We start from the raw sequence: 8,693 nt of genomic DNA, 5'->3' as shown, positions 1-8,693 counted from the left end.
AGCGCGGCGTGCGCATCTCGAACTTCGTGCTCCAGTCCCGCTTCTCCAGCACGCCGGCTCGTGCCGGCACGACCGAGCCCGCGCCCCAACGCGCGTTGCAGGCGTCGATCGCCTCCATCAGCGGACCAGACCGTTCTCGGTCCATCTGCCCGATCAGCGCCCGCGGGCTGTCCTCCAACCGCATCAGGTCGGTGGTGATCACGCCGGCCTTCGCGTAGCGCCAGGGCCGCTCGCCCGGCTCGCGCCAGGTCTTGGCCACACCGAGCAGCGCCGCCTTGATCAGCGCGAGAGTATCGCTCGTCGCCTCCGGCAGCTTCACGGTCGTGGAGACCGAGCGCATCGGGTCGCCCCGGTCGTGTTCGCTGGTGTGGTAGAAGACGCTGACGTGGTTCGTCGCAAGCCCGCCGCGGCGCAGCTTCTCGCCCAGCCGCGTCGCGTGCGCCGAGACCGCCTGCTCCAGCTCGGCCCGGTCGGTGATCCGCCGGGAGAACGAGCGGGTGACCGCGCAGCCCTTGCGCTGGGCCGGCATCAGCTCCAGCGGCAGGCAAGCGAGGCCGCGCAGCTCGTGGATGATGCGCTCGCCCACGACCGTCATCGCTTTGCGTATCGGCCGCGGGTCGAGGTCGCGCAGGTCCGCCACGGTGTCGACACCCAGAGCTTCAAGCTTCGCGAGCGAGGCCCGACCGATGCCCCAGACCTCGGCAACCGAGATGCGGCAGAGCCAGTGGTCGTAAGCCACCGGATCGGTCAGGTCGCAGACGCCCTGCAGGTCGGGCACCGTCTTCGCGATGTGGTTGGCGAGCTTAGCGAGCGTCTTGGTCGGGCCGATGCCCACGCAGGTCGGGATGCCGGTCCAGGCGCGCACGGTGGCGCGCAGATCCCGGGCGAGCTCGACGCGCCTGTCTGCCCGCAGATCCGAGAGGTCAAGGAAGCTCTCGTCGATCGAGTAGATCTCCACCCGGGGTGAGAAGTCCCGGTACACCGCGTTCGTGCGGGCGCTCATGTCGCCGTAGAGGGTGTAGTTCGAGGAGAACACCCGCACGCCCTGGCTGCGGCACATCTCGCGGATCTTGAAGAAGGGATCGCCCATCTTGATCCCGAGCGCCTTAGCCTCGGCCGTGCGGGCGATGGCGCAGCCGTCGTTGTTCGAGAGCACGATGACGGGCACGCCCGCGAGCTTGGGGTCGAACACGCGCTCGCAGGAGCAGTAGAAGCTGTTGCCATCGATCAGCGCCAGAGCCCGGCTCATCGCCCGAGCTGCCCGCGCACGAGGTGCCAGCGGATCGTGAAGCGGACCACGCCCCAGATCGCGGCCTCTTCCAGATCCTCGACCGCGAAGGCAGGCAGGTCGGGGTTGTCGAAGGCGAGCCGCGCGCGGTTGCCCTCGATCATGAGCCGCTTGATCGACATCTGCCCGTTGACGACGGCCACGACCACGCAGTCGTGCCCGGCCTTCAGGCTGCGATCGACGATGGCGAGATCCCCGTCGAAGATGCCGGCGCCGCGCATCGACTCCCCGCTGATCTGCCAGAGGAAGGTGGCGGGCGGGTTCGGCACCAGCCAGCGGGGCAGTTCCAGCGCACCCTCGAGGAAGTCGTCGGCAGGGGAGGGGAAGCCCGCGCAGAGCCGTTGGCCCAGCAGCGGCACACGCACCGTGGCGAAGCCATCGTCCGGCAGTTCCGTGACCCGGCGCAGGCTCATGCGCGCTCGCTCGTATCAAGCACGGCACCGCGCACGTAGCCCCGGGAGATGAGCTGGTCGCGCCGCAGGCTCCGGCGCTCGGCCTCGGCGAGATCGGTGAGCGCGTCCGCGACCGCCTGGACGAGCGCTGCCCAGGTGTCGCCACCCGCCGCTCGCGCGTACGCCGCAGCGATCCGCTCAACCTCGGATGCATCGTTGTCCACAGCCTGCCGATGCATCCGCTTGCCTCTCCTTGCAGAACATAGAGAGAACAAACAGGATGGATCGTCCCGGTCAACGCGGCTCTGCGGTTAGCACCTCAGCCTGTGGACATCGTGGAAAACCCCGGATCGGGGCTTGGCAGTAGGGAACCCAAGCGATGGGCATGCGAACCACCCACCTCGTCCAGACCTTCGTGCTGAAGCGGAAGCGGCTCTCGCCCGGTGAGCAGATCCAGGCCCCGACCGCGAGCGGCGCCCTCAAGCGCGCGGAGGCGATGGCCGGCCGCACGCCCGGCACCGCGGCGCTCAGCATCGTGGCGGATGACGAGACGGGCGAGTTGGAGAGCGCGACGATCTTGGGTCGGTTCGGCGAGGTGCCGGACGACTTCGCCGAGAGCTTGGGCGGGTGAGGGAGCCCCCTCTCGCCTTCAGAGTTTCAACGGCTCGCCGGGGTGCGCCTCTACGTAGGCTTGTAGTACGCGGGCGAGTTGGCCCGGCAGCATGTTGCCGTTCGCGTCGAAGGCATCCGGGCAAAGGCGGCGTCGCTCGGCCGCCTGTCGAGCGCGAGCCATCTGCGTTGGGCACTCGGCAACGCTCTTGATCGTTACTGGGCCTCCCGCGTGCCAGGATCGATCTGCGGCGCACGCTAACGGCGGCTCCTTATCCAGCCATAGCGGGTAAGCACGCGGATCGCCGCAGATCGGGCAGGTTGCTCCCATCGCCGTCCCCTCCTGCCCCCACGCACCTGTATTCCATCGCCTTTCTGGTGAAGGTGGCTGGGAGGACTATTCCAGGCGTGCAAAGTTGCCGTGGTAACGTTGTGCCGCCGCCCTGTATGCGAGCGCGGCGTCGTCCGCTGATTTGTATCGCCCAAGTCGGATCTTTTTGCCTTGGAATTTGATCTCTGCGCGCCAAAGCTGCTTATTGGGTTCGTAGTATATGCCCTTGTGCTTGCTATTCCCGCCGCGGGACTTCTTCCTATTTCTCATGTTTTCAGCATGAGTGCAGAGCCGCAAGTTGGCCCTGCGATTGTCGCAGCCGTTTCCGTTGATATGATCGACAATCTCCCCAGGCGCGGCAGATATAAGCATCCTATGCAGAGACATAGGCCGTTTGGACACATTCGTACACACGTAGGCTGACCTTGCGTGCTTTGGAAAATTAGCGTGCCAAACGTGATCACTCACCGCAGTGATGTCGCTGGGGTCCGCCAGACCGACGAAGCCCCTGGTGAGCGGCATCCAGAGATGCTCCCCACAATCGCACAAAGCAGGTTGGCGGTGCCTCATCTACAGCGTACACCTTGAACAATCAACGTGGTGTAGATTATTAGTCAGCACGCGCCATGCGAGCAAGGCTGAAAATCAACTTCATGATGACTAATTGCGAGGCGGATCGTCGTGCGGTAGGGCGCCAGGCCATGGACAACGAACCTTGGCAGCGACGGGCGAAGGCAACTGGCCTTTCACAGGTCACGCTCGCACGGCTGCTCGGGCGACCACCGAACACGATCTCCCGGCAGATACGCGGCGAGCAGGGCGACGTGCCCCAGCATCTCGTGGCCGTGATCATCGCGTGGGAGATGATGACCCCGGACCAGCGCGAGGAATGGGTCGCTGCGACGCGGCGCGCCTGCGGGCTCCCCTAGAACGCAAAAAGCGCCGCACGGCCCCCATTAAGGAGCCGTGCGGCGCGTGCGCGTCTATACAGAAGAGGTCGGTCTTACGGCGATCGGCCGGTCGCTCCACCGCGACGCGCAGGGGGAGGGGAGATCAGGCGGCGCGCGGCAGGGCGAAGCGCCGGATCACTCCGTCGAGCCGGGCGAACAGCACTTCCGGCGTGCCATCGTTCCGGATCGTGATGTCGGCGGGGAAGTCCATCGCCTCGCTGGCGTGACCGGCGGCGCCGGGCCGGGCGCTCTCGGCATCCGGGCGGACGATCCGCACGACGATGCCACCGCGGGCCCGCATCGTCTCCGCCTCGTTGGCGTAGCGGACATCCTCGGCAACGACGGATCGACCCGAGATCAGGGCGAGATCGGACCGGTTCGCCCACGAGCGGGTCCACAGATCGCGGCCGATGAGGTCTCGTGCCCAGTCGGAGCCGAGGGTCTGCATTGCCCGGCGCGGCGTTCGTCCGCACAGGTCCGGGTCCGGTGCCTCCTTCAGGTCGCCCTCGATCCGCCGATCGATCTCGGTGTCCGACAGATCCAGCAACACGTAAAACGCCCGCAGCATCGCCTTCAGCGGATCGGCGAAGCGCACGCGGGCGAAGCCGTGGCGCTCGGCGAGGTAGGCGGCGGCGAGGGACTTGCCGGCCCCAGCCGGTGCGGTGAGGCCGATGATCATGCGGGGTCCTTCCATCCGGGGAGCGAGCGCATCTCGACAGGCCGACGGGCGATGCGGGCGCGGTCGATGCCCTCGCGCATGCCGGGGGTGAGTCCGCGGTCGGTGAACACGACCGTCGCGTCCGCGCGCTCGCCCCAGGCGAGGCCGGCCGCGATGCCCAGGCGCCGCTCGGCCGGATCGTCGTCGTTCAGCACGCCCGGGAGGGTGTAGAGCGCGTGCGAGGCGAACGGTGCCTCGTTCCTCGCGAGGCAGTCTGCCATCGCCGCCCGGGCGTAGGCGATGTTCCGCGCTTGGTCGGCGGCCCGTGTCTCCGGCGTGTCGCCGCGGCCCGCGAACGGGGACTCGACGATGACGAGGCGGAAGCTCACGCGGCCATCCTCAAATCCGGCGCCCGCGCAGCCTCGCCGGCTGCTGCGCGGATGTTCACCCGGTGCCGGCAGACCTCGCCGTCCTCTCGGTGGAAGGTGACGGCGTTCAGGGCGCGCGTGGAGCGGTAGCCGCCGGCCGCCGCGTAGGCGTCCTTCGCCGCCGGGGTCGAGAACGACTCGACGCGGACCGGACCGACCTCCTTCGCCGTGGCGTGGTGTATGTGCCCGAATAGCATGTGCCGGTGCTCGGTCTCGCCCCAGTCCTTCGCCCGGTCGGTGGCGAGCATCATCGCCATGCGGTCTGGGGTCATCGTGTGGCCGTGGGTCGCCCCGAGCAGGCATTTCCCGAAGCGCCGGAACCAGTGGATGCCTGAGCCGCTCGCGACCTCAATGCGGGGGTGCTCTTCGAAGTAGAGCTCCAGCGCTACGGCGAGCGTCAGGGCCGCGTCCTCGTCGTGGTTGCCGGGTAGCATGGCTACCTCGACAAGCTCGTGCCGCTCCGCGACCGCGGTGGCCGCACCGATCGCGACGCGCGCGCCGACGCCGTAGGTTTTCCGCCAGCGGGAATCGACGTCCAGCGTGTGCCCGCTGCGCGGCGTGGCGTTCTTCTGGTCGTTGGCGTGAAAGAAGTCGCCCAGGAACAGCACGACGGCGTGCCGGGAGGGTGGCGCCATGCTGAGCAGCCGGTCCATCTCCCGGCGCATCATCGCGGCGGCGATGCGGAGGTCGTAGTCCTCACCGCATTCCTGACCGTGAGCCAGCATACCCAAATGGAGGTCGGGGACGACGTAGACGGTGAGCAGATCATCATCCCGAGCGGCCGGCGCCGATGCCATCGGGGCGGAGCCCCGCGCGTCCAGCATCGCCGCCCGCAGCTCGGCCGCGAAGGCGAGCGGGTCGAACGCGTCCTCCGCACCCTTCAGCCACTGCGTCTGCAGCCGCCCGTGCGCGTCGACCTTCGCGGTGACGCGCTTCAGCTTGAACCCGGTCGGCAGTTCGTAGGGCCCACCGGTGGCCGGCGCCTGCCGGATAGTCTCACCCGCGTAGGCGCCGTGCTTGTCGAGCCTCGTGACTGTTTCGCGGATCACAAAACCCGGCAGCACGGGCTTCGTGCCGAGCTCGCCCCGCTCCGCCTGGCCCTTCGCGTAGGCCGACCAGTCGGGAGCAAGCCCGTCGAACCGCCGCGCGTGCGACCCGGGCCGCTCCGGCGTCCCGATCCGCTCCGCCAGCGAGCGGCGATCCACGCCGAGCCGGTCCGCCGCCACCCGTACCGCGCTCTTGGTCGTGGTGCAGCCCGCCGGGGAGACGGGCGGGAAGCCCTCCCGCAGGCAGGCCGTGACGGTATCGACCTCGCGGCGCGCCTGATCCAGGTCGGCCGGAGCGGAGCGCGCTGCGGGCATCGGGAATCCTCGGGAGGGGAAGCGGGGAGGGGCAGGCGCGGGGCGGGCCCGCGCGCCTGGGGTCGTCAGGGCGCGGTGCGGCGGCGCTCGATCTCGTCCAGGCGGCGCATGATGCTCTGGATCGTGTCCCGAGGGGTGTTCAGCGAGGCGAGCTCCTGGCGCAGCGTGTCGAGTTGGCGCTGGAGACCGTCATCGCGCGAGCGCTGGCCGGCCCAGGTCTGCTCGTGTTCGCCCCGGGGGACCACCTGCTTCGACAGGGCCTCAACGTCGCGCTCAATCCGCTCGACCCGAGCATCGCTCAGGCGTTGAAGATCGTCGCGCCGCTGGCCGAGAGTGGTGAACCGGGCCTCGAGATCCTCGCGCGGCACGAAGCGCTCGGCTCGCAACTCCTGCTTGCTGATCGCCACCTCAAGCCGGGATTGCCCGGCGTTCAGGTAGGCGACGCCCCCGGTGCCGATCAGGCCGAGCACCGTGACGAGGATGGAGATCGGAGCCCAGTTGATGCCGGACCGGGCCTTCAGGTCGCCCGTGAGTTCCCGGAAGCCCTTGTCGACGGTCGTGGCGAGGTTGCTCATCCCCTCCTTCAGCCCGGCGACATCGCGCTCGACGCGGACGAGTCGCTCGGCGTAGTCGCCCCCGGGCCCGAAGGGCTGCTGTTGCTGTTGCTGCATGTGCTGTGTGGTCACGGCGATGATCCCGAAGACGGGCGATGGGCGCTCCGTCTCGGCGGGCGCTTGTGTGCCTCCCCCGCAGCGTGGGGAGGGCGGGGCCCTCTCCCGATTAGGGAGAGGGGTCGTCAGCGGGCGTAGGCGGCGCGGACCTTCTCAATCCACGCGACTGCGCGCGCGCCGCAGGCCGCCTTCATGCGATCCTGGAGCTTCGCCTCGCCGATGATCCGCATCAGGTCGACGCGGTTCAGGGCCCTGTCCGGAATGTCGGGGAAGCTGCGGGCGAGGCACGGTCCGACGCTTTCGGGCGCTGCAGGCAGCGTGATCCGAATTTCGGGCGCGCGCAGGTCGAGCGGTGCGGGCCGCTCAGAGCCCACGCAGCCGGCGAGCATCGTCGCGAGAGAGCAGAGGGCGATCGGCACCCGGGCGCGTCTGGGCATCACGGAGGAGTTCCTTCAGCTTGGCGTTGGCGCGTTGCTCGGCGTCGAGGTCCTTCACGGCCTGGCCGGCGATGTCGCGGGTGATCTGCTCGGCCTGCTCCGTGCGGGCCCGCTCGGCGGCGAGGCTGAGTTCGTGCGCGGCGCGCTCGGTTCGGCGCACGGCCTCAGCCTGCACCGCCTGCCAGCCGAGCCCGACGACGATGGCGGCGACCCCGCCCCAGAGCGCAGGGCGCCGGATGAAGCCCGGCAGCCACGCGGCGCCGAGGAGCGAGGCGGCGACCAGCGCGCCGCCGACCGCGGCGAGCGACCACGCGGCGGGCGCGAAGGCGAGCCACGCCACGTAGAGCGGCGCGAGCCAGGGCTGCGCGAGGAGGATCGCACTGGGCGAGAAGTCGAACATCAGGCGGAGACTCCGGTGAGGCGGGGGAATCGACGGACGAGGAAGCTCGGGAGCGGCCGGCCGGCGTCGTCCCAGCGCGCGTAGATCGCGTAGGCGGCGCCCGCGAGGATCAGCCCACCCATGACGAGGCCGAAGACGGTCCCGGCCGAGATCTGCGCGTGGGCGCTCTCGGCCTGGTCCTTCAGTTCGCCCGCGCTCTGGGCGAGTTCGGCGAACCCGAAGGTGCCGGCGACGCCCGCGCCCTGGACGGTGCGGCTCTTGGAGAGGTCCGCGTCCTTCTTCGGCACCGTGAGCGGCTCGGCGGTGTCGAGGGCGGCGAGCGTATCGTCGTCGAGCTCGCCCGTGACCGGCAGGCCGGACCGCTTCTGCAGGAGTTGCACGGCGCCGGTGGTGCGGTCGCCGTGATCGCCGTCCACCGCGCCGACCGGGTAGCGCAGGGCCTTCAGCTTCGCCTGGGCCGGGAGCGTGCGCAGCACGGCCTTGGCCTTGGCGAGCGTCGCCCGGGTCTCGGCGATGCCGATCTGCCCGCCGTTCCAGACCCGCCGCAGGCCGACGACGTCGTCCCGGTCGGCGTAGGCGGCGCAGTCGTTCGCGACCCAGAAGCTGAGGGCCGTGCGCAGCGCGACGCGTGGCTGGGAGAGCGCGCCCGGGTTCGCCTCGAAGCCGTGGGCCCGGTAGTTGTTCCGGAAGGTCAGCATCCCGAGACCGCGGCCGCGAAACAGCCAGCCGTCTCCCGGATGCACGTTACCCTCGCGGCCGCCATAGACCCGTTCGGCGAGCGCCTTCGGGTTCTTCGCGAACGGCTTGGCGGCGGCTAGCGTGGGAAAGCGTTTCGGCCAGACCTTGCAGAGCCGCTCTGCCGAGTAACTCAGGTTCTCCTCGAGCCGGGTGAGGGACTGGCTCTCCGGCACGACCTGCGCGAGGAAGTGCGCGATCCGGAGCGGCGAATCGAGCGTGTCGGAGAGGAGCGCGTCGTCGGCCGCGAAGGCCGCAATGATGTCGGCGCGCGCGTTCGGCGCGACGGCGCGGAGAATCCGCTTCCAGTCGGTCATGGCGATCTCGCGATCAAAGGGGGGGCGCTCGGCGCCCGGATGTGCTAGGGAGACCGCCTCTGCGGCGCTCGCGCTGCGGCTGGGCTGCCGGCCATGGCTGGCGCCCGTTTCGGGGG

The 8,693-nt window shown here is 69.5% G+C and carries 13 protein-coding genes; 2 read left to right on the top strand and 11 right to left on the bottom strand.

Features of this window, described 5'->3' with window-relative positions; translation table 11 throughout:
- The 3 genes from AX737_RS18975 to AX737_RS18965 all read right to left on the bottom strand — a co-directional run.
- The coding region (locus AX737_RS18975; RefSeq protein ID WP_066924121.1) for a Y-family DNA polymerase at positions 1-1,249 on the bottom strand (1,249 nt) is incomplete at its 3' end.
- Positions 1,246-1,701 carry a translesion error-prone DNA polymerase V autoproteolytic subunit gene (gene umuD / locus AX737_RS18970; RefSeq protein WP_066921407.1) on the bottom strand — a complete coding sequence of 152 codons (456 nt, stop codon included), beginning with the start codon at positions 1,699-1,701 and terminating at the stop codon, positions 1,246-1,248. The genes umuD and AX737_RS18975, both read right to left, overlap by 4 nt.
- Complete coding sequence (locus tag AX737_RS18965) at positions 1,698-1,919, bottom strand: hypothetical protein (protein WP_066921405.1); 222 nt, start codon at positions 1,917-1,919, stop codon at positions 1,698-1,700. Before AX737_RS18965 ends, umuD begins: the two co-directional genes overlap by 4 nt.
- A 140-nt stretch (positions 1,920-2,059) precedes the next feature.
- Between AX737_RS18965 and AX737_RS18960 the strand changes: the two genes are divergently transcribed.
- Positions 2,060-2,311, top strand: a complete 252-nt coding sequence (locus AX737_RS18960; RefSeq protein ID WP_066921403.1) for a hypothetical protein — start codon at positions 2,060-2,062, stop codon at positions 2,309-2,311.
- A gap of 18 nt (positions 2,312-2,329) precedes the next feature.
- Here AX737_RS18960 and AX737_RS33445 read toward each other — a convergent pair whose 3' ends face one another.
- Positions 2,330-2,473, bottom strand: coding sequence for a hypothetical protein (locus AX737_RS33445; RefSeq protein WP_156453667.1), 144 nt, complete (start codon positions 2,471-2,473; stop codon positions 2,330-2,332).
- Positions 2,474-3,321: 848 nt separating this feature from the next.
- Between AX737_RS33445 and AX737_RS18955 the strand changes: the two genes are divergently transcribed.
- Positions 3,322-3,549 carry a helix-turn-helix domain-containing protein gene (locus AX737_RS18955; RefSeq protein ID WP_066921401.1) on the top strand — a complete coding sequence of 76 codons (228 nt, stop codon included), beginning with the start codon at positions 3,322-3,324 and terminating at the stop codon, positions 3,547-3,549.
- A gap of 124 nt (positions 3,550-3,673) precedes the next feature.
- Here AX737_RS18955 and AX737_RS18950 read toward each other — a convergent pair whose 3' ends face one another.
- The 7 genes from AX737_RS18950 to AX737_RS18920 all read right to left on the bottom strand — a co-directional run bounded on the left by AX737_RS18950 (position 3,674) and on the right by AX737_RS18920 (position 8,577).
- Entirely contained in the window at positions 3,674-4,249 is a 576-nt protein-coding gene (locus tag AX737_RS18950; RefSeq protein ID WP_066921399.1) for a hypothetical protein, read from the bottom strand.
- Complete coding sequence (locus AX737_RS18945; protein WP_066921398.1) at positions 4,246-4,617, bottom strand: hypothetical protein; 372 nt, start codon at positions 4,615-4,617, stop codon at positions 4,246-4,248. Before AX737_RS18945 ends, AX737_RS18950 begins: the two co-directional genes overlap by 4 nt.
- Positions 4,614-6,017, bottom strand: a complete 1,404-nt coding sequence (locus AX737_RS18940; RefSeq protein ID WP_066921396.1) for a metallophosphoesterase — start codon at positions 6,015-6,017, stop codon at positions 4,614-4,616. The genes AX737_RS18945 and AX737_RS18940 overlap by 4 nt, the downstream gene beginning before the upstream one ends.
- Before the next feature lie 65 nt (positions 6,018-6,082).
- Entirely contained in the window at positions 6,083-6,703 is a 621-nt protein-coding gene (locus AX737_RS18935) for a hypothetical protein (protein ID WP_156453666.1), read from the bottom strand.
- 110 nt (positions 6,704-6,813) lie between these two features.
- On the bottom strand, positions 6,814-7,062 hold the full coding sequence (locus AX737_RS18930; RefSeq protein ID WP_156453665.1) for a hypothetical protein: 249 nt from the start codon (positions 7,060-7,062) through the stop codon (positions 6,814-6,816).
- Entirely contained in the window at positions 7,052-7,525 is a 474-nt protein-coding gene (locus AX737_RS18925; protein ID WP_066921390.1) for a hypothetical protein, read from the bottom strand. Before AX737_RS18925 ends, AX737_RS18930 begins: the two co-directional genes overlap by 11 nt.
- Positions 7,525-8,577 carry a peptidoglycan-binding protein gene (locus AX737_RS18920; protein ID WP_066921388.1) on the bottom strand — a complete coding sequence of 351 codons (1,053 nt, stop codon included), beginning with the start codon at positions 8,575-8,577 and terminating at the stop codon, positions 7,525-7,527. The genes AX737_RS18925 and AX737_RS18920 overlap by 1 nt, the downstream gene beginning before the upstream one ends.
- Positions 8,578-8,693 lie beyond the last annotated feature (116 nt).

This window comes from Methylobacterium sp. CCH5-D2, from assembly GCF_001556475.1.
Taxonomy (GTDB): domain Bacteria; phylum Pseudomonadota; class Alphaproteobacteria; order Rhizobiales; family Beijerinckiaceae; genus Methylobacterium; species Methylobacterium hispanicum.
This window is presented reverse-complemented; position numbering and strand designations above follow the sequence as displayed.